This is a genomic window from Kitasatospora sp. NPDC085879 (assembly GCF_040686255.1).
Classification (GTDB): domain Bacteria; phylum Actinomycetota; class Actinomycetes; order Streptomycetales; family Streptomycetaceae; genus Kitasatospora.
Genome location: NZ_JBFBJZ010000096.1, coordinates 1 through 19,915 on the forward strand (window position 1 = coordinate 1; position 19,915 = coordinate 19,915).

19 protein-coding genes are annotated in these 19,915 nt (G+C 72.3%); 8 read left to right on the forward strand and 11 right to left on the reverse strand.

The features are described 5' to 3' along the window. Positions 1–117 precede the first annotated feature (117 nt). The 3 genes from purM to AB0P35_RS37890 form a co-directional block, all read right to left on the reverse strand. Positions 118–1,203: a phosphoribosylformylglycinamidine cyclo-ligase gene (gene purM / locus AB0P35_RS37880; protein WP_363520277.1), complete on the reverse strand. Its 1,086-nt coding sequence runs from the start codon at positions 1,201–1,203 to the stop codon at positions 118–120. Positions 1,204–1,324: 121 nt separating this feature from the next. Then, the gene (gene purF / locus AB0P35_RS37885) at positions 1,325–2,902 is read right to left on the reverse strand and encodes an amidophosphoribosyltransferase (protein WP_363520280.1); all 1,578 of its coding nucleotides are present in this window, start codon (positions 2,900–2,902) and stop codon (positions 1,325–1,327) included. A 218-nt stretch (positions 2,903–3,120) separates the two neighbouring features. Further along, on the reverse strand, positions 3,121–3,939 hold the full coding sequence (locus AB0P35_RS37890; RefSeq protein WP_363520283.1) for a diacylglycerol kinase family protein: 819 nt from the start codon (positions 3,937–3,939) through the stop codon (positions 3,121–3,123). Positions 3,940–4,066: 127 nt separating this feature from the next. Here AB0P35_RS37890 and AB0P35_RS37895 point away from each other — a divergent pair, with 127 nt between their 5' ends. Next, on the forward strand, positions 4,067–5,350 hold the full coding sequence (locus AB0P35_RS37895) for an adenylosuccinate synthase (protein ID WP_363520286.1): 1,284 nt from the start codon (positions 4,067–4,069) through the stop codon (positions 5,348–5,350). Positions 5,351–5,471: 121 nt separating this feature from the next. After that, complete coding sequence (locus AB0P35_RS37900; RefSeq protein WP_363520289.1) at positions 5,472–6,074, forward strand: GNAT family protein; 603 nt, start codon at positions 5,472–5,474, stop codon at positions 6,072–6,074. Between the two features lie 86 nt (positions 6,075–6,160). On the opposite strand, the gene AB0P35_RS37905 is transcribed toward AB0P35_RS37900, so the two are convergent. Next, positions 6,161–6,583 (reverse strand): DUF350 domain-containing protein, encoded by a 423-nt coding sequence (locus tag AB0P35_RS37905; RefSeq protein WP_095873719.1) that lies wholly within the window; start codon positions 6,581–6,583, stop codon positions 6,161–6,163. An 87-nt stretch (positions 6,584–6,670) separates the two neighbouring features. Here AB0P35_RS37905 and AB0P35_RS37910 point away from each other — a divergent pair, with 87 nt between their 5' ends. After that, a complete protein-coding gene (locus AB0P35_RS37910; RefSeq protein ID WP_095873720.1) occupies positions 6,671–6,985 on the forward strand; it encodes a hypothetical protein in 315 nt (104 codons plus the stop codon). A gap of 5 nt (positions 6,986–6,990) precedes the next feature. Continuing rightward, entirely contained in the window at positions 6,991–8,211 is a 1,221-nt protein-coding gene (locus AB0P35_RS37915) for a glutathionylspermidine synthase family protein (RefSeq protein ID WP_095873721.1), read from the forward strand. 43 nt (positions 8,212–8,254) lie between these two features. Here AB0P35_RS37915 and AB0P35_RS37920 read toward each other — a convergent pair whose 3' ends face one another. The 4 genes from AB0P35_RS37920 to AB0P35_RS37935 form a co-directional block, all read right to left on the reverse strand. Then, a complete protein-coding gene (locus AB0P35_RS37920) occupies positions 8,255–8,740 on the reverse strand; it encodes an LURP-one-related family protein (protein ID WP_363520294.1) in 486 nt (161 codons plus the stop codon). Between the two features lie 137 nt (positions 8,741–8,877). Further along, a complete protein-coding gene (locus tag AB0P35_RS37925; RefSeq protein ID WP_363520297.1) occupies positions 8,878–9,792 on the reverse strand; it encodes an AraC family transcriptional regulator in 915 nt (304 codons plus the stop codon). After that, positions 9,789–10,373 (reverse strand): isochorismatase family protein, encoded by a 585-nt coding sequence (locus AB0P35_RS37930; RefSeq protein WP_363520300.1) that lies wholly within the window; start codon positions 10,371–10,373, stop codon positions 9,789–9,791. Before AB0P35_RS37930 ends, AB0P35_RS37925 begins: the two co-directional genes overlap by 4 nt. Before the next feature lie 92 nt (positions 10,374–10,465). Next, positions 10,466–11,110 (reverse strand): phosphotransferase, encoded by a 645-nt coding sequence (locus tag AB0P35_RS37935; RefSeq protein ID WP_363520303.1) that lies wholly within the window; start codon positions 11,108–11,110, stop codon positions 10,466–10,468. Between the two features lie 69 nt (positions 11,111–11,179). On the opposite strand from AB0P35_RS37935, the gene AB0P35_RS37940 reads away from it, so the two are divergent. Continuing rightward, positions 11,180–13,000 carry an NHL domain-containing thioredoxin family protein gene (locus AB0P35_RS37940; protein ID WP_363520306.1) on the forward strand — a complete coding sequence of 607 codons (1,821 nt, stop codon included), beginning with the start codon at positions 11,180–11,182 and terminating at the stop codon, positions 12,998–13,000. 129 nt (positions 13,001–13,129) lie between these two features. On the opposite strand, the gene AB0P35_RS37945 is transcribed toward AB0P35_RS37940, so the two are convergent. Together AB0P35_RS37945 and AB0P35_RS37950 are read right to left on the reverse strand one after the other, a co-directional pair. Beyond that, positions 13,130–14,431, reverse strand: a complete 1,302-nt coding sequence (locus AB0P35_RS37945; protein ID WP_095873726.1) for a M18 family aminopeptidase — start codon at positions 14,429–14,431, stop codon at positions 13,130–13,132. Between the two features lie 269 nt (positions 14,432–14,700). Next, on the reverse strand, positions 14,701–16,530 hold the full coding sequence (locus tag AB0P35_RS37950) for an acyl-CoA dehydrogenase (protein ID WP_363520309.1): 1,830 nt from the start codon (positions 16,528–16,530) through the stop codon (positions 14,701–14,703). A 275-nt stretch (positions 16,531–16,805) separates the two neighbouring features. Between AB0P35_RS37950 and AB0P35_RS37955 the strand changes: the two genes are divergently transcribed. Further along, entirely contained in the window at positions 16,806–17,234 is a 429-nt protein-coding gene (locus tag AB0P35_RS37955; protein ID WP_257019290.1) for an SseB family protein, read from the forward strand. Positions 17,235–17,367: 133 nt separating this feature from the next. Further along, positions 17,368–18,318, forward strand: a complete 951-nt coding sequence (locus AB0P35_RS37960; RefSeq protein ID WP_363520312.1) for a pirin family protein — start codon at positions 17,368–17,370, stop codon at positions 18,316–18,318. 57 nt (positions 18,319–18,375) lie between these two features. Here the strand turns inward: AB0P35_RS37960 and AB0P35_RS37965 are convergent, their stop codons facing one another. Next, positions 18,376–19,197: an integrase gene (locus tag AB0P35_RS37965; RefSeq protein WP_363520315.1), complete on the reverse strand. Its 822-nt coding sequence runs from the start codon at positions 19,195–19,197 to the stop codon at positions 18,376–18,378. A 335-nt stretch (positions 19,198–19,532) separates the two neighbouring features. Here AB0P35_RS37965 and AB0P35_RS37970 point away from each other — a divergent pair, with 335 nt between their 5' ends. Next, complete coding sequence (locus tag AB0P35_RS37970; protein ID WP_363520317.1) at positions 19,533–19,769, forward strand: DUF5302 domain-containing protein; 237 nt, start codon at positions 19,533–19,535, stop codon at positions 19,767–19,769. The last annotated feature ends 146 nt before the right edge of the window (positions 19,770–19,915 follow it).

The window sequence follows — 19,915 nt, forward strand, 5'->3', positions numbered from 1 at the left end:
CCGGCCCGGCGGGCCGCGGCGGCCGCAGGCTGGCGGTGTTCGGGACCGGCGAGCAGCAGGTGGCGGGCGGTCTCGGCAGGGTCGCCGCCCCCGGTCGGGGCGGGCCCGCGGTGCGGATCAGGCGAGGGTGAGGCCCTCGTAGGAGTTGTAGAGCGCGGCGGCGTCCGCGTGCTCGTCCGTCCGGTCGACGATGTCGCCGAGCAGCCAGGCCTCCACGCCGCGGTCCTCCAGCACGGACAGCACCACGTCCACCGAGGACGGCGGGACGACGGCGACCATGCCGACACCCATGTTGAGGGTCTTCTCGATCTCCAGCGTCTGCATCCGGCCGACCTGCGCGACGGTCTGGAAGACCGGCAGCGGGGTCCAGGTGCCGCGGTCCAGGCGGGCGTGCAGACCGGCCGGGATGACCCGGGCCAGGTTGGCCGCCAGGCCGCCGCCGGTGACGTGCGAGAAGGCGTGGATCTCGGTGGCGCGGGCCAGCGCGAGGCAGTCCAGCGCGTAGATCCGGGTCGGCTCCAGCAGCTCCTCGCCGAGGGTGCGGCCGAACTCCTCGACCTGGCGGTCGAGCTTCCAGCCGGCCTCGTTCAGCAGCACGTGGCGGACCAGCGAGTAGCCGTTGGAGTGCAGGCCCGAGGCGGCCATGGCGATGACCACGTCGCCGGCCCGGACGCGGTCCGGGCCGAGCAGCGCGTCCGCCTCGACGACGCCGGTGCCGGCGCCCGCGACGTCGTACTCGTCCGGGCCGAGCAGGCCGGGGTGCTCGGCGGTCTCGCCGCCGACCAGGGCGCAGCCGGCCAGGGCGCAGCCCTCGGCGATGCCCTTGACGATCTGGGCGACCCGCTCCGGGACGACCTTGCCGACGCAGATGTAGTCGGTCATGAAGAGCGGCTCGGCGCCGCAGACCACCAGGTCGTCGACGACCATGCCGACGAGGTCGTGGCCGATCGTGTCGTGCTTGTCCATCGCCGAGGCGAGGGCGACCTTGGTGCCGACGCCGTCGGTGGCGGTGGCCAGCAGGGGGCGCTCGTAGCGCTTGAAGGCGGATGCGTCGAAGAGCCCGGCGAAGCCGCCGAGGCCGCCGACGACCTCGGGGCGGTTGGCCTTCTTCACCCACTGCTTCATGAGTTCGACGGCGCGGTCGCCGGCCTCGATGTCGACACCTGCGGCGGCGTAGGTCGCGCCGCCCTCGTTGCTGGTCACCTTGGTGTGGCCCTTTCAGAAACGGTTAAACCCGTGGGGGCGCGGGGAACTGCGGCCCGACCGGGCGACTCCGAGGAGTGCCCGGCCGCGCAGTGCCCCGCGCCCCGGGTGGTACATCGTGTTACGGCCGTCGGAGCGCGTCCGCCGCGCCGTGCCCGCCGATCAGGGACTGGACGCCGTCCAGGTCGCTGGTGGGCTTGCCGCGGACGGCCGGCGGCTGCTGGCTGCCGGCGATCTCGGCCTCCAGGAGCAGCTTGCCGAGCAGGGCCGGGTCCGGCAGCTCCATCGGGTACTCGCCGTCGAAGCAGGCCCGGCAGAGCTTGTCCTTGGGCTGCTTGGTGGCCTCGATCATGCCGTCGATCGAGATGTAGGCGAGCGAGTCCGCGCCGAGCGTGCGGCCGATCTCCTCGATGGTCATGCCGTTGGCGATCAGCTCCGCGCGGGTGGCGAAGTCGATGCCGAAGAAGCAGGGCCACTTGACCGGCGGGGAGGAGATCCGGATGTGCACCTCGGCGGCGCCCGCCTCGCGGAGCATCTTCACCAGGGCGCGCTGGGTGTTGCCGCGGACGATGGAGTCGTCCACGACCACCAGGCGCTTGCCGGCGATGACTTCCTTGAGCGGGTTGAGCTTGAGCCGGATGCCGAGCTGGCGGATGGTCTGGCTGGGCTGGATGAAGGTGCGGCCCACGTAGGCGTTCTTCACCAGGCCGGAGCCGTAGGGGATGCCGGAGGCCTCGGCGTAGCCGATGGCGGCGGGCGTTCCGGACTCCGGGGTCGCTATCACCAGGTCGGCCTCGACGGGCGCCTCCGCGGCCAGCCTGCGGCCCATCTCCACGCGGGAGAGGTGCACGTTGCGGCCGGCGATGGAGGTGTCGGGGCGGGCCAGGTAGACGTACTCGAAGACGCAGCCCTTGGGCTTGGCCTCGGCGAAGCGCGAGGTGCGCATGCCCTGCTCGTCGATGGCGATGAGCTCGCCGGGCTCGACCTCGCGGATGAACGAGGCGCCGCAGATGTCCAGCGCCGCCGTCTCCGAGGCCACCACCCAGCCGCGCTCCAGCCGGCCGAGCACCAGCGGGCGGATGCCCTGCGGGTCGCGGGCGGCGTACAGCGTGTGCTCGTCCATGAAGACGAGCGAGAACGCGCCCTTCACCATGGGCAGGATCTGTCGGGCCGTCTCCTCGATGGAGAGGTCCGGGTGGCCGGCGAGCAGCGCGGTCACCAGGTCGGTGTCGTTGGTCGCGGCCGTGCGGCCGGAGCGGGAGACGTGCTCCTCGCCGGGCAGCTCGGCGACCATCGCCGCCAGTTCGGCGGTGTTCACCAGGTTTCCGTTGTGGCCGAGGGCCAGCGAACCGTGAACGGTCGCCCGGAAGGTCGGCTGGGCGTTCTCCCAGACCGACGAGCCTGTTGTCGAGTAGCGGGCATGTCCGACGGCGATATGCCCGTGCAGCGACCCCAGGGAGGTCTCGTCGAAGACCTGGGAGACAAGTCCCATGTCCTTGAAGACGAGAATCTGGGAGCCGTTGCTCACTGCGATGCCCGCGGATTCCTGACCGCGGTGCTGCAGGGCATAGAGGCCGAAGTACGTGAGCTTGGCGACCTCCTCGCCGGGAGCCCAGACACCGAAGACGCCGCAAGCGTCCTGGGGGCCTTTCTCGCCGGGAAGAAGATCGTGGTTGAGTCGTCCGTCACCACGTGGCACGTCTTCGAGTCTAGGACAGTTCCGTACGCCTTCCCGAACAGGGGAGCCGGGGATTATTGGCCGAACCGACGGCAACGCGCGTAGACAAAACCCCTTACATCACGGCTCATTTCTCCTGCGCGTTTTCCGGCGACCGGTGCACTCCCTTGTCACGCGCGCTCTTCGGGCCGTGTCGGGGCTGACGGGACGTCGGCGCCGAGGCCCCGGCGTGATCCTGCTCACCCGGCGGGCAGCAGCAGCGCCCAGGCCCCCGGATGCACCGTCCACGTCCGATGCCGGACGGGCCCGACCGGGCAGCCGTCCGCGGTGTATCCGAAGCCCCGGCCGGCCACGCTGAGCGCCGAGGCCCGCAGCCGGCGCTCCGCCGCGCCGGTGCGGATCACCAGCTCCAGCTCGCCGCCGACCGGCCGCACGTGCAGCTGTCGGATCCGCTCGTGGACGTCCACGAGCAGCCGCCCGTCCGCCTCGACCCGCATCGGGGTGGCCTCCGGGTCGGGAACGGTCGCCTGGTCGGGCGCAGCCCGTTTCGCCCATAGCGAACGCAGTGACGGGAGGCCCCTGCGAGGCTCCGCGCCGATCCGCAACTCGGCGAGCACCACCCCGCCGCCGTCGTCCACCACCAGGTCGAGCTTGCGCGGCGCACCGCCGAGCACCGCGCGGGCGGCGGCCACCGGCCGCTCCGGCACCCCGAGCGAGCGGCACGCGAGGACGGACGCGGCCGGACCGACCGGCACCACCCCCACCGGGTCCGTGCCCAGGTGACGCTGCCGGTGCAGGGCCTGCAGCACCTTCTGCACCGCCTGGTCGGAGCCGATCACGACCGGTCGCCGGCGGCCTCGGTGGGACAGCACCCGGTCCAGCTCGGACGGGCTTTCGGGCAGCGCCACCTTGGCGTCCGCGCCCCCGCACAGCACGTCCCGGGCGATCCGGACCGACTCGCCGTCGGCCCGGCCGGCCGCCGGGTCGACCAGCACCAGCAGCGGCTCCGCCGCGCCGCGTCCGTCGGGGCGGGATGCGGGCGTGGACAGGGACGACACGACCGGTCCTTCCTCAGGTAATCTCTCGGTGCAAGAGCCCCTTGCGCTATTGCGCCAGGGGCTTCGTCTATCTCGGGGCAGACTGCGGCCTCCCGCAGGATGCCCCAACCGGAAGGGGTGTACGCCTGTGCCGGCACTCGTGCTCGTTGGCGCCCAGTGGGGAGACGAGGGCAAGGGGAAGGCTACTGACCTCCTCGGTGGCTCCGTCGACTACGTCGTCCGCTACCAGGGCGGCAACAACGCCGGTCACACGGTGGTCATCGGCGACCAGAAGTATGCCCTGCACCTGCTGCCTTCCGGCATCCTCAGCCCGAATGTGACTCCGGTGATCGGCAACGGCGTCGTCATCGACCCGGGTGTGCTGCTCTCCGAGCTGCGCGGGCTGAACGAGCGCGGCATCGACACCTCCAAGCTTCTGATCTCGGGCAACGCCCACCTGATCACGCCGTACCACCGCACCCTGGACAAGGTCACCGAGCGCTTCCTCGGCAAGCGCCGGATCGGCACCACCGGCCGCGGCATCGGCCCGACCTACGCGGACAAGATCAACCGCGTGGGCATCCGGGTCCAGGACCTGTTCGACGAGTCGATCCTCCGCCAGAAGATCGAGGCGGCACTGCACGACAAGAACCAGATCCTGGTCAAGCTGTACAACCGCCGCGCCATCCCGGCCGAGCTGGTGCTGGAGGAGTACCTCGGTTACGCCGAGAAGATCCGCCCGTTCCTGGCCGACACCACGCTCGTCCTGGACGAGGCGCTGAAGGCCGGCAAGGTCGTCCTGCTGGAGGGCGGCCAGGGCACCCTGCTGGACGTCGACCACGGCACGTACCCCTTCGTGACCTCGTCGAACCCGACCTCGGGCGGTGCCTGCACCGGCTCCGGCATCGGCCCCACCAAGATCGACCGGGTCATCGGCATCCTCAAGGCGTACACCACCCGCGTCGGCTCGGGCCCGTTCCCGACCGAGCTGCTGGACGCCGACGGCGAGGCGCTGCGCCGGATCGGCGGCGAGCGCGGTGTCACCACCGGCCGTGACCGCCGCTGCGGCTGGTTCGACGCGGTGATCGCCCGCTACGCCACCCGCGTCAACGGCCTCACGGACTTCTTCCTGACCAAGCTGGACGTGCTCACCGGCTGGGAGCAGATCCCCGTCTGCGTCGCGTACGAGATCGACGGCAAGCGCGTCGAGGAGCTCCCCTACAACCAGTCGGACTTCCACCACGCCAAGCCGATCTACGAGACGCTGCCGGGCTGGAGCGAGGACATCTCGAAGGCGCAGACCTTCGCGGACCTGCCCAAGAACGCCCAGGCCTACGTGAAGGCCCTGGAGGAGATGTCCGGCGCCCCGATCTCCGCGATCGGCGTCGGCCCCGGCCGCACCGAGACCATCCAGGTCAACTCCTTCCTGTAGGGACGCCCGCCGAAGGGCCCCGCACCGTCCGCGGCGCGGGGCCCTTCGCATGCCGGGAGATATTTGAACTAGTGCAGAAATGGATTGCACCTAGTGCGTATCGGGGTCTAGGGTCGGCGGCATGACCGCCAAGCTGCCCGCGCCCACCGTTCTGACCGGCCGCCACGTCCGGTTGGAGCCGCTGACCCCCGCCCACGTGCCGGACCTGTTCGCCGCGAGCGGCGGCGACGAGGAGGTGTGGCGCTGGCTGCCCTACGAGGTGCCGGGCACCGAGGAGGAGATGGCCGCGCACATCGCGGGCCGGCTCGCCGAGGCGGCCTCGGGCGGGTGCGTCCCGTTCGCCGCGGTGTCCCTGGCCGACGGCCGGGCGATCGGCGTCACCTGCTACTTCGACTTCAGCGCGCGCGACGAGCTCGTGGAGATCGGCGGCACCTGGTACGCCCGGCGGGCCTGGCGCACCGCCGTGAACACCGAGGCCAAGCTGCTGCTGCTGACGCACGCCTTCGAGGAGCTCGGCATGGGCCGCGTCACCTGGAAGACCGACCACCTCAACGAGCGCTCGCAGAACGCGATCCGACGGCTCGGCGCCCAGTACGAGGGCACCCTGCGGCGCCACCGCCGCAGGCCCGACGGCAGCTGGCGGGACAGCGTCTACTTCTCCATGCTCCGGGACGAGTGGCCCGCGGCCAGGGCCCGGCTGACGGAGCGGCTGGCCGCCGGCTGAGGCCGCACGGCGCACAGCGGCCCGCGGCCGACACCCTCGTCAACGGGGTGTCGGCCGCGGGCCGTTCGGGCGGTCGGCCCGTACGCTCAGGCGATCGAGGCCGCCACGATGGCGGCGACGGAGAGGTTGCAGGCGGCCGTCACCCAGACCGCCGGGTGCGGCTCTGGGTCGACGAGGACGGCACCGAGCTTGCCCGGGGTCAGCAGGTCGACCAGCCAGAACGCGGCCGCCATCAGCACCAGGCCGAGCAGGCCGAAGAGCGCGGTCGCGGCCAGGCCCTTCCCGAACTCGTCGTAGGTGTACATGATCGCCGTGAAGACGATGCCGCCGATGCCGAGCAGCGCGGAGCTGAGCACCACGGCGGCGTTGCGGTTGCGCTCCAGCCAGATCTGCCGGCCGAGCTTGCCGGGCGTCAGGACGTCGACGAGGCCGACACCGAGCAGCAGCAGCACCAGGCCGACCGCACCGTAGGCGGCGGCCACGCCCAGGCCGTGGACGATGTCGTTCATGCTGCTCCCCCGTGGCGAAGTGTCAAGGACCGGCAAAAGATATCCCATGGTTACGGCGTCGTGGAGCCTTAAGTACCATCACCCGTCATGACGCAGACCGACCCGTCCTCCGCCCGCCGCCGCTCGGGCGTCGTCGCCCTCGGCATGGTGGGGACGCTGGCGCTGGCCCTCACCGGCTGCTCCTCGTCCGGCGGCAGCGCACCGCGGCGCTGCGTCGACCCGGGCACCCTCAAGGTGCTCGACGACCACTCCTGCTCCGGCGGCACCGCCGCGGCCGCCGGCCGCTGGTACTACTGCGGCTCCGGCTCGCTGACCGCCGCCGGCGGCACCTTCGACAAGGCCGCGACCAAGCGCGGCGGCTTCGGCTGCCCCAGCGGCAGCTCCGGCTCGGGCGGGGGCTGACCGCGATGCGCCGCCGATCCGTCGAACCGCGGCCGGGCTGGCAGGCCGCGGTCGAGGCCCAGGGCCTGATCTACGCCGTCTGCGAGGACCCCCGCGACCCCGGCTCCGAGTACGCCTACTGGGACGAGAGCGCCTACTACGAGTTCTCGCTGCCGGAGGTCGAGGCGCTGGAGGAGGTCGTCGAGGAACTGCACGAGATGTGCCTGGAGGCGGCCGACCACGTCGTACGGACCGGCAGGTTCGCCGACTACGGCATCACCGACCCGCGGCTCGCCGAGGTGGTCGCCACCTCCTGGCGGCGGCGCGAGGAGCAGCCGTCCCTGTACGGGCGGTTCGACCTGGCGTACGACGGCTCCGGCCCGGCCAAGCTGTTCGAGTACAACGCGGACACCCCGACCTCGCTGATCGAGGCGGCCAGCCCGCAGTGGTTCTGGATGGAGGAGCGCTTCCCCGAGGCTGACCAGTGGAACTCGCTGCACGAGCGGCTGGTCGCGGCCTGGGCCCGGCAGAAGGAACTGCTGCCGCCCGGCCCGGTGCACTTCGCGCACTCGCGCGGCGACACCGAGGGCGAGGACTGGATGACCACCCTCTACCTCCAGGAGACGGCCCAGCAGGCCGGCCTGGAGACGGTGTCGATCGCCATGGAGGACATCGGCCTGGACGGGCTGACCGGGCGGTTCGTCGACCTGCAGCACCGGTACATCCGCTCCGCGTTCAAGCTGTACCCGTGGGAGTGGCTGGCCGAGGACGAGTTCGGCACGCAGCTGCTGGCCACCGTGGACCTGGGCGGCTCCACCGGCTCCACGCTCTGGATCGAACCGCCGTGGAAGATGCTGCTCTCCAACAAGGCGCTGCTGGCGGTGCTGTGGGAGCTCTTCCCCGGCCACCCCAACCTGCTGCCGGCCTACCTGGACGGCCCGCGCGAGCTCGCCGCCACCGGCTGGGCGGCGAAGCCGCTGCTCGGCCGGGAGGGCGCGGGCGTGCGGATCGTCGAGCCGGGCGGCGACGAGACGCTGCTGCCCGCGTGGGCCGGCGACCCGGACCGGTACGGCGCCGAGGGCTTCTGCTACCAGCAGCTGTGCCCGCCGCCGGTGTTCGACGGCAACCACCCGGTGCTCGGCGCCTGGGTGGTGGACGGCGAGGCCGCGGGCCTGGGCATCCGGGAGACGCACGACTCGCCGATCACGCACGTCGGCGCGCGCTTCCTGCCGCACGTCATCGTCTGACCACCGCCCGGCCCACGGCCCGTGGCCGTGGGCCGGCGGGGCGTCAGGCGTTGTGCTCGACCATGCGGTCCAGGCAGACGGCGACGGCGAGCAGCAGCGGCACGTCCGCGCCGTCCGCGATCTCCACGCCGTAGGTGTCGCGGATCCGGAACCACTTGCGGGAGATCTCGGCGACGGTCTCGCCGTCCGACTCGACGGTGTACTCCTTGTCGATCAGGTCGCCGTGCACCTCCAGCTCGCCGCCGGCCTCCAGCTCGACCAGGTACTTGTCACGGAACGGCGTGAAGAGCTTCTTGCGGACGGTCGCGACCGTGTCGCCCTCGGCGTTCTCGATCCGCATCGCGTCGCGGACGGTGAGCACCTTCTCCTTGATGACCGCGACGACCGCACCGGACGGGTCCTGCAGCTCGAAGGTGTCGCGCAGCCGCAGCACCTTGCCGTCCACCAGGAAGGCCTTCTCGCCGTCGCCGTCCTCGATCCAGTAGTCGTCGCCGACCGCGAACAGCCGCTCCTTGACCACGTACTTCATGCCTGCCTGCTTCCCTCGACGGACACTGCCGAGCACATCGTGCCGGACACCGGGCCCGGGGTCAGCCCTCGGCGGGCCGCCGGAGTGTCCGGCGGCCGCCCGGAGCGGCCGTCGGCCGGGGGGGGGGGGCAGGGGCCTCAGCCCTCGGCGGGACGAGCCCGGAGCCGGCGCAGCATCCGGGCGTCCTGGAAGCCGACCCTGCGGGCGGCGGACTCGACGGTGGTGCCCTGGGCGATCAGGTGCTGCGCGTGCTCCAGCCGCAGCTGCTGCTGGTAGCGGAGCGGGGTGAGGCCGGTCGCCTCGGCGAAACGCCGGGTGAGGGTCCGTTCGCTGACCCCGGCGCCGGCGGCCAGGCCCGCGAGCAGCAGCGGGTCGGCGAACCGGGCGTCGATGACGTCCTGCACCCGGTGCACGGCGTCGCTGAGGTGGGCGCGGTGCCGCAGCATGGCGCTGGTCTGCTGCTCGTCCCCGTTGCGGCGGGTGTGGACGACCATCGTGCGGGCCACCTGGGCGGCGACGTACGGGCCGTGGCGGACCGCCAGCAGATGCAGCGCGAGGTCGATCCCGCTGGCGATCCCGGCGGAGGTGAGGACCCGGCCGTCCTCCACGTACAGCACGTCGGGGACGACGGCGGCCCGCGGGTAGCGGCGGGCGAGCTCGTCCTGCAGGTCGTGGTGGGTGGTGCAGCGCCGGCCGTCGAGCAGCCCGGCCCGGCCGAGTGCGTCGGCGCCGGAGCAGACGCTGGTCACCGTGCCGCCGGCGGCGTGGTGGGCGACCAGCCGGTCCAGGGTCTCGCGGGTGAACACCGGGTGGTGCGGCAGGCTCGGCGAGCGCCAGCCCGGGACGACCACCAGGTCGCCGGGGGCCAGCGCGGGCCAGGTGGTGGTGGCCCGGATGTCGAGTCCCTGGGCGGTGGGCACGTCCTCCTGCTCGGCCACGTACCGGATCCGGTAGCCGTGGCCGAAGTCGGCCGCCGAGGAGAACACCTGGGCCGGGCCGGCGAGGTCCAGCAGGTGCAGCCGCGGAGCCAGCAGGAAGACCACGCCGGTCACGATCCGGTCAGCTCCTCCACGGTGGCGATCCGGGCGAAGCGGCCTGCGAGGGCGTACTCGGTCCGGGCGACGATCTCGTCGGTGCCCAGGGTACGCGGGTCGGCCAGGACCTCCTCCAGGCTGCGCCCGGCGGGGGCGTCCCGGTGCTCGATGGGGTGGGTGGCGGTGGCGTCGGTGACGAACACGACCTGGTAGCCGAGGTCGGAGGCGACCCGGGCGGTGGTCTCGCAGCACTGCTCGGTGCGGATCCCGCTGACGACCAGTTCGCCGACGCCCTGCCGGGTGAGCAGCTGCTGCAGGTTGGTGGTGGTGAAGGCGTTGTGGGAGGTCTTGGTCAGGACGGGCTCGCCGTCGGCGGGCTCGAGCCCGTCCATCAGCCGGACGAAGCCGGACTCCGGGTCGAAGACGGTGCCGCTGCCGGGCTCGGTGTGCAGCACCCACACCACGAGGTCGCCCCTGCTGCGGGCGGCGGTCACCAGTCGGCCGACCTTGTCGACGATCTCCGGGTTGGAGACGGCGGCCCAGTTGGGCCGGCGGCGGAAGGATTCCTGGACGTCGATCACGACGAGTGCGCTCTTCATGGCTCCATCCTGGCCCGCCGGCAGGCCCCCGCCCCAGACATGATCACGTCCCGACCCGGACCGATCCGGTCACGGGGCGAAGATCTTCCGGCTCAGTCGGCGAGGTGCCAGAGCAGCCGGTAGTAGGCCGTCCGCTCCCGGTCCGGTGCGATGCCGTACGCCGCGAGCAGCGGCTCCTCCCAACCGGGGCCGTAGTTCCATCGGGTGCTCCAGGTGGCGACGGCGAGGTCGGCCCAGCGGTCGGCGGTGCCGAGGGCGCCGAGGTCGACGTGGCCGCTGTACCGGCCGTCCGCGCCGAGCAACGTGTTGGGCGCGCAGGCGTCGCCGTGGCAGGACCACCGGCCCGTCGACCGGCAGGACGTCGGCGAGCGCGGCGAGCGCCTCCTCGACGGTTCGGAACGGCGGCAGCCCGGCGGGCCGGTCCGCCGGGTCGATCCGGCCCGCGGCCGCCCGGGCGCGGACGGCCGCCAGCCGCCCTCGTCCGCGCCCTCCTCGAGCACCCGCGGCACCGGGGTATATCGCGCCGCCCAGCGCAGCCGCACCACTTCGGCGGTGAGTCCGCCGTCGTTGCCTGCGGGAAGCCACTTCACGAACTGCCGCTCCCCGTCCACCCCGACCTGGAAGGTCAGCCCGCCGAGCCCGTTCCGCCACACCGCCCGCACCGGCCGCCCCCGCGCGAACTCCACGACGAACGGCGGAACATCGACCGGCTCTCGGGGAGCACTCGCTGGGATCACCGCCCCATTCTCACCGGCCCGGGCCCGCAGCCGGAATGCGTCCGCAGGTCGATGGGGTTGGATGAGGACATGGCTTCTCGTGCACGCGTACGCGCCCCCGAACTGGTGGGCAAGGGCGGATGGCTCAACACCGGCGGCAAGGACCTGACGCTGGCCGACCTCCGCGGCAAGATCGTCATTGCCGACTTCTGGACCTTCTGCTGCATCAACTGCCTCCACGTCCTGGACGAACTCCGGGAGCTGGAGGAGAAGCACCGCGACACCGTGGTGATCGTCGGTGTCCACTCGCCCAAGTTCGTCCACGAGGCCGACCACCAGGCCGTGGTGGACGCGGTGGCCCGGTACGAGGTGCACCACCCGGTGCTGGACGACCCGGAGCTCGCCACCTGGAAGCAGTACGCGGTGCGGGCCTGGCCGACGCTGGTGGTGATCGACCCGGAGGGGTACGTCGTCGCGCAGCACGCCGGCGAGGGCCACGCGCACGCGATCGCCGCGCTGGTCGAGGAGCTGGAGGCGGAGCACGGGGCCAAGGGCACGCTGCGCCGCGGGGACGGCCCGTACGTGGCGCCGGAGCCACGGGCGGGCGACCTGAAGTTCCCCGGCAAGGCGGTGCGGCTGCCGGACGGCCACTTCCTGGTGGCCGACTCCGGCCACCACTCGCTGGTGGAGCTCGCCGAGGACGGCGAGACGGTGCTGCGCCGGATCGGCGACGGCGAGCGCGGACTGGTGGACGGCACGGCGCCGCGGTTCAGCGAGCCGCAGGGCCTCGCCCTGGTGCCGGCCGGCCTCGACCTCGGCTACGACGTCGTGGTGGCGGACACCGTGAACCACGCGCTGCGCGGTGTCCGGCTCGCCGACGGCAGCGTCACCACGCTGGCCGGCACCGGCCGGCAGTGGTGGCAGGGCTCGGCGACCGAGGGCCCGGCCCGCGAGGTGGACCTCTCCTCGCCGTGGGACGTCGCCTGGTTCGACGGCCGGGTGTGGATCGCCATGGCCGGCGTCCACCAGCTGTGGGCCTTCGACCCGGCGGACGGCACGGTCGCCGTCGCGGCCGGCACCACCAACGAGGGCCTGGTCGACGGCCCGGTGGCGGAGGCCTGGTTCGCCCAGCCGTCCGGCCTCGCGGTCTCCGCGGACGGCGAGCGGCTCTGGGTCGCGGACTCGGAGACCTCGGCGGTGCGCTGGGTTTCACGTGAAACCCGTTCGGTGCACACCGCGGTCGGCACCGGCCTGTTCGACTTCGGGCACCGGGACGGCGCGGCCGACCAGGCCCTGCTCCAGCACCCGCTGGGCGTCACCGTGCTGCCGGACGGCTCGGTGGCGATCGCCGACACCTACAACCACGCGCTGCGCCGCTTCGACCCGGCCAGCGGCGAGGTGACCACGCTCGCCACCGATCTGCGCGAGCCCTCCGGCTCGGTGCTGGTGGACGGCGACATCGTGGTGGTGGAGTCGGCCCGGCACCGGCTGACCCGGCTGCGGCTGCCCGAGGAGGCCGTCCGGGTGGAGGCGGTGGCGCACCGGACGCAGCGCGCCGCGACCGAGGTCGCCCCGGGCGCGCTCCGGCTGGACGTGGTGTTCCGGGCGCCGTCGGGCCAGAAGCTGGACGAGCGCTACGGCCCGTCCACCCGGCTGCTGGTCAGCTCCACCCCGCCGGAGCTGCTGCTGTCGGGCGCCGGGGCGGACACCGACCTGTCCCGTGAGCTGGTGCTCGACGGGTCGGTCGCCGAGGGCGTGCTGCACGTGTCGGCGATGGCGGCGTCCTGCGACGACGACCCGGAGATCGAGTACCCGGCCTGCCACGTCCACCAGCAGGACTGGGGCGTGCCGGTGAAGCTGGTGGCCGGCGCCGCGAGCCGGCTGCCGCTGGTGCTCGCCGGCATGGAGTGACGGCCCGAACGGTCACCGCCGGGTGACCGGACGGCACGGGCGCCCGTGGGGCCGCCCGCACGGCGGCCCCCACCGCCTGCGGCCCCACGGGCGCCCTGCCCGGCTCCGACCCCCTCCGGGGAGGCCGGGTCAGCCCTCCAGGAAGGCCTTGAGGGCGCTCGCCAGCAGGTACGGGTCGTCCGCGCCGCACAGCTCGCGGGCGGAGTGCATGGAGAGTGCGGCGATGCCGCAGTCCACCGTGGTGATGCCGAGCCGCGCCGCGGTGATCGGGCCGATGGTGGTGCCGCAGGGCATCGCGTTGTTGGAGACGAAGTTCTGCCACGGCACGCCGGCCTTCTCGCACGCGGCGGCGAACACCGCGCGGCCGACACCGTCGGTGGCGTAGCGGTTGTTGACGTTGACCTTGAGGATCGGGCCGCCGTTGGGCATCGGGTGGTGGCCCGGCTCGTGCCGCTCGCTGTAGTTGGGGTGCACGGCGTGCCCCATGTCGGAGGAGAGGCAGACGGTGCCGGCCAGCGCCCGGGCGCGGTCCTCGGCGGTGCCGCCGCGGGCGAGGACGCTGCGCTCCAGCACATTGCCGAGCAGCGGGCTCTGCGCGCCGGTGTCGGACTCGCTGCCGGTCTCCTCGTGGTCGAAGGCGGCGAGCACCGGGATGTACGGCAGCGGGGTGTCGCCGGTGGCCGCGGCGGCCAGGGCGGCGGTGCCGGCGTGCACCGAGAGCAGGTTGTCCAGCCGGGGGCCGGCCAGCAGCTCGCGGTCGCGGCCCAGGTAGGAGGCGGGCTGCACGTCGTGCGTCATGAGGTCCCAGCCGACGACGTCGGAGGCGGCCACGCCGGCCCGGCCGGCGACGTACTCGACGAGGGCGCCCTCGGTCACCTCGCCGATCCCCCAGATCGGGGTGAGGTGCCGCTGCTTGTCGAGCTTCAGGCCGTCGTTGACGGAGCGGTCCAGGTGGATGGCGAGCTGCGGGACGCGCAGCAGCGGCTCGTCGAGCTGGACCAGGCGGGTGGTGCCGTCGCGCAGGGCGAGCCGGCCGGAGAGGCCGAGGTCGCGGTCGAGCCAGGTGTTCAGCGGGACGCCGCCGTAGATCTCGACGGCGACCTGGCGCCAGCCCTGGGACCCGGTGTCCGGGATCGGCTTGACCCGGAGGTTGGGCGAGTCGGTGTGGGTGCCGACCACCCGGAACGGCGTCTCGGGCCCGGCCCCCGCGGGCACGTACCAGGCGATCAGTGCGCCCCCGCGGACGATGTACTTGCCGCCGGCCTCGGCCCCCCAGGCGTCGGTCTCCAGGACCCTGCGGAAGCCCGCCTTCTCCAGCCGCTCGGCCGAGGCGGCGACGGCGTGGTAGGGCGAGGGCGCGGCGCCGAGGTAGGCGATCAGATCGTCGGTGTGCGTCCGGTCGAAGTGGGCCGGGCGGTCGGCGGTCGACATGCTGCTCCTGGGTTGAGGGAGGTCGGACGCCGGATGGGGGTACCGGGTCCGCATCTGAGCATATGCCCGTACACGGACATGACGCGGCGAACTCAAAAACGGTGACACAACGGTGAGGACACCGGGACACAGCGCATTTTCCCGACGCTTCGTCACACCGTCCGCGACGCCTGGTTTGCCCGGATCCGTCCGGCACCAAAACACCGTGGGGCCCGGTCGGCAGACCGGGCCCCACGGCGTGAGGGTGTGTCAGGCAGACTTCAGGGGCCTCAGAAGGCCTCCTCCGCGAGCTCCATGATCTCGTTGTCCACGGCCTCCGCGATCAGGCGCTGCGGGGCGGTGGTGGGCAGGATGTTGCGGGCGAAGAAGCGGGCCGCGGCAACCTTGCCCTGGTAGAAGGGGACGTCCTTCTCGGAGGCGCCGGCCTCCAGCTTGGCGAGCGCCACGGCGGCCTGGCGGAGCAGCAGCCAGCCGATGACGACGTCGCCGGAGACCAGCAGCAGGCGGGTGGCGTTGAGGCCGACCTTGTACATGTTCTTGACGTCCTGCTGGACGGAGGTCAGGTCGGCGAGCATCTTGCCGACGATCGCCTCCAGGTCGCCCGCCGCCTTGCCGAGCGCCTCGCGCTCGGCGGCCAGGGCGTCGCCGCCCTCGCCGGTGGCGATGAACTTCTGGATCTGCTCGGAGACGGCGGTGAGCGCCTGGCCGCCGTCCTTGACGATCTTGCGGAAGAAGAAGTCCTGGCCCTGGATCGCGGTGGTGCCCTCGTAGAGGGTGTCGATCTTGGCGTCCCGGATGTACTGCTCGATCGGGTACTCCTGCAGGTAGCCGGAGCCACCGAAGGTCTGCAGGGACTGGGCGAGCTGCTCGTAGGACTTCTCCGAGCCGTAGCCCTTGACGATCGGCAGGAGCAGGTCGTTCAGGCGCTCGGCGGCCTCGTCGGTCTCGCCGCGCAGGCGGGCGGCCAGCACGTCGTCCTGGACGGAGGCGGTGTAGAGCACCAGGGCGCGCATGCCCTCGGCGTACGCCTTCTGCGTCATCAGCGAGCGGCGGACGTCGGGGTGGTGGGTGATGGTGACGCGCGGGGCGGTCTTGTCCAGGAAGTTGGCGATGTCCGCGCCCTGCACGCGCTCCTTGGCGTACTCGAGGGCGTTGAGGTAGCCGGTGGACAGGGTGGCGATCGCCTTCGTGCCGACCATCATGCGGGCGAACTCGATGATCTTGAACATCTGGCGGATGCCGTCGATCTTCTCGCCGAGCAGCCAGCCCTTGGCGGGGTGCTTGGCGCCGAAGGTCATCTCGCAGGTGTTCGAGGCCTTGAGGCCCATCTTGTGCTCGACGTTGGTGGCGTAGGCGCCGTTGCGCTCGCCGAGCTCGCCGGTCTCCCAGTCGAAGTCGTACTTCGGCACGATGTAGAGGCCGAGGCCCTTGGTGCCGGGCTTGCCACCCTCGGGGCGGGCCAGCACCAGGTGGATGATGTTGTCGGACATGTCGTGCTCACCGGAGGTGATGAAGCGCTTCACACCCTCGATGTGCCAGGAGCCGTCCTCCTGCTTGATCGCCTTGGTGCGGCCGGCGCCGACGTCCGAGCCGGCGTCCGGCTCGGTCAGCACCATGGTGGCGCCCCAGAGGCCGTCGACCATGCGCTGGGCGACCTTGTGCTGCTCCTCGGTGCCCTCCTCGAAGACGACGCCGGCGAAGGCCGGGCCGGAGGAGTACATCCAGATGGCGGGGTTGGAGCCGAGCACCTGCTCCGCGTAGGCCCAGACCAGGGAGGACGGGGTGACCTGGCCGCCGATGCCCTCCGGGATGCCCAGGCGCCACCACTCGGCATCCATGAAGGTCTGGTAGCTCTTCTTGAACGTGGCCGGGACCGGCGCGGTGTTGGTCTCCGGGTCGAAGACCGGCGGGGTGCGGTCGGTGTCGGTGAAGGACGCGGCGAGGTCGTTCTCGGCGAGGCGGGAGATCTCGCTGAGGATGTTCTTCGCGGTGTCGACGTCCATGTCGGCGAACGGACCGGTGCCGTACACCTGCTCGCGGCCGAACACCTCGAACAGGTTGAACTCCACGTCCCGCAGGTTGGACTTGTAGTGACCCATGACCGTTTCTCCGGTTCGTCTGCTTGCCGTGGGCCCGCCGATCGAGCGCCACTTACCCACCAGTACGCACCATGATGCTACCCGGCAGTAACTTGGGCAAGCCCTCTCACGGCAAAGCCTTATGAACGTGGTCACGTCCCACAACCGCAGCCGCCCGCACCTTGTGCGGTCCGTCCGCCCTGCAAGGGCGCCCGGCCCGCTAGCCTTGTCCCGTGTACGGCTACGAGCAGACCGCATACCAGGACCCCTACCAGCAGCAGGCGGGGATGAACGGCATGCCCGGTCCCGGCCCGTACGGCGACCCCCAGCAGGGCGCCGCCCAGCAGTCCCTCTACCCGGAGCCCTCGCCGCCCTCGCTGGCCGACGCGATCCGGGCCTTCACCACCGGCTCGATGCCGGTCGAGGACTTCCAGGCGATCTTCATCACCTCCAAGGTGCACTGCCCGCGCGGCGACCGCCCCGGATTCCTCGCCCTGCACAACACCCCGACGCCGGTGATCCCCATGTTCAGCTCGCTCAAGGAGCTGCGGCGCTACGCCGGCAAGGAGTCCAAGCACTTCAGCGTCACCGGCGCGGAGGTGCTCGACCTGCTGCCGACCGGCTACGGCTTCGCGCTCGACATGGAGGGCGAACACCGGATGGTCTTCGACGCCAAGGCGGTCGAGCAGATGGTGGACTTCACCATGCGCCGGATGTACGGCTGACCCGAATCCCCGCGGGAGGTCTGTGGCCTCCCGCACGCCCACACCCATTTAGTTCAATCTTCAACTTGCTATTGGTTGAGGATTGAACTAATCTGTTGGACGTAGGCCACAGACCCCTCCGAAGGAGGCCGACATGCCCGCCGTGACCGTCGAGAACCCGTTGACCCTGCCGCGCGTCGCCACCCCCGACGCCACCGCCACCACCGCCCGCCCGGTGCTGGCCGTCGCCACCGCACCGGAGGGCTTCGAGGGCGAGGGCTTCCCCGTCCGCCGCGCCTTCGCCAAGATCAACACCAAGTTCCTCGACCCGTTCATCATGATGGACCAGATGGGCGAGGTGGAGTACGCGGCCGGGGAGCCCAAGGGCACCCCCTGGCACCCGCACCGCGGCTTCGAGACCGTCACCTATCTGATCGACGGCGAGTTCATCCACAAGGACTCGCACGGCGGCGGCGGCCACCTCGGCGGCGGCGACACCCAGTGGATGACGGCCGGCTCGGGCATCCTGCACATCGAGACCCCGCCCGAGTCGCTGGTGCTCAGCGGCGGCCTGTTCCACGGCATCCAGCTCTGGGTGAACCTGCCCGCGAGCGACAAGATGACCCAGCCCCGCTACCAGGACATCCACGGCGGCCACGTGAAGCTGCTGACCAGCCCGGACGGCGGCGCCGTGCTGCGGCTGATCGCCGGTGAGCTCGACGGCCACCAGGGCCCCGGGGCCACCCACACCCCGATCACCCTGCTGCACGCCACGATCACCCCGGGCGCCTCGGTCACACTGCCCTGGCGGCCCGACTTCAACGCCCTCGCCTACGTGCTCAACGGCGACGGCACGGTCGGCGCCGAGCAGCGCCCGGTGCACACCGGCCAGGCCGTGGTCTTCGGTGAGGGCGACACCATCACCGTCTCCGCCGACGCCAGGCAGGAGTCCCGGCACCCCAACCTGGACGTGATCATCCTGGGCGGGCAGCCGATCCGTGAGCCCGTCGCCTGGTACGGCCCGTTCGTGATGAACAGCCACCGCGAGCTGGAGCAGGCGATGAAGGACTTCCAGTCCGGGTCCTTCGGGCACCCGATCGACTGACCGGTCACCCGGCCCCGACGGGCCCGGATACGGCTGAGCGCCGGATCCGGGCCCGGGTCAGATCCGGGCGTAGAGGGCGGAGGCGTCGTCCGACTTCTTGCCGCGCGGCCACCGCGCGCAGTCGGCGTCGGCCTCCTCGACCGCCCGCACCTGGGCGATCAGTTCGGCCGGCCCGCACTCCGCGAGCAGCCGCAGCGCGTCCGACCAGCTGCCGAGCCGGAACCGCTCGGTGAAGCGGGCCGCGCCGTCGGTCAGCGCCGCCACCCCGCGCAACTCGGCCAGCGGGACGAACCCGGTCTCCGCGTGCTCGGCCGCCCGGGGGATCGCCGCGGCGATCCACGGCCCGCGCCCGGAGTTGCGGGCCGCGCGGACGGCCTGCGCGTACTCCAGGTAGAGCTCGGCCCGCTCGGAGCTGCCCGGCACCGTCGTCCAGACCTGGCGGCGCAGCAGCTCGCCGCCGGGGAAGCGCTGGTTGTCGCCGATCACCCGGGGCGCCCCGTCCCGGGGCTGCAGCACCAGCAGCGAGTCCCCGAGCACCAGGTACTCCAGCGCTCCGCCGACCGTCCGGGCCGCGACCACCATGGCCGCCGGGGTGTTCGGGTTCGCCAGGTCGCAGCGGCCGCCGTGCAGGGCGGCCGTCTCGACGATCGCGTCGGCCAGGCACTCGGCGATCGAGCGGTCGGCCCGGTCGGTGAGCCGGGCGAGGAGGTGGACCCCGAGCCGTCTCGTGTACCAGGCGGTGCCGTGGCGGCACCCGGACTCCAGGTCCTCCGGCATGCTGGAGCCGTCCAGCAGCACCAGCGCTTCGGCGGAGGCGGCGGCGAAGTCCTCGCTCTCGCGGCCCGGCCCGTACGGTTCTCCGGCGAGCTGTACCTGCATCCGACCAGTCTGCGGGCGAGCGGCCGTGCGGTACAGGGGTCGGACGGTCTTCGGCGGGGCGGCCGGCGTGCGCCGGGGCGCGCGGTGGCGACCGGTCGGAGCGCGGCATACGGTCGGAAGATCAACCGCTCTCGCCCCAGGAGTGTGCGATGGTCTGGCAGTTCTTCGTCCTCGTGATCGCGTCCATCGGGTTCCCGATCCTGGCGCTCTTCTACCTGATCGGCGGCCCGCGGTTCCCCGACGAGGGGAAATGAACCCGCCGGGCGGTCTCCGCCATGGCAGGGTGTGCACTGCATGCGGCCCCTGTCCCGGGGCCCCGTACCGGAGGTCGCACCATGAGCAAGGAAGCAGCCCCACCCGCTGAGCAGCCGGAGACCGGGGAGGCCCCGGTCGACGCGCCCGCCGCGGAACCCGCCCAGGACGACGTCAAGGCGAAGTTCCTCGCCGCGCTGGAGCGCAAGCACGGCGGCCGCGGGGCCGGTGCCGCGGGCCAGGGCGAGGGTTCGAAGATCCACGGCACCCACGCGGCGGCGGGCGGCAAGCGCACCTTCCGCCGCAAGAGCGGCGGCTGACCGAGCGCCTGACGGCGGGGGGGGCCCCCGCCGGGGCCCCCCCCCCGGGTTTTGGGGACGGGGGGGGAAAGCCCGGGGCCCCCCGGCCGGGGGAGACGGGGCGGAACGGCCACCGGCGGGGGGGGGGGGGGAGCCGGGGGGGTTTG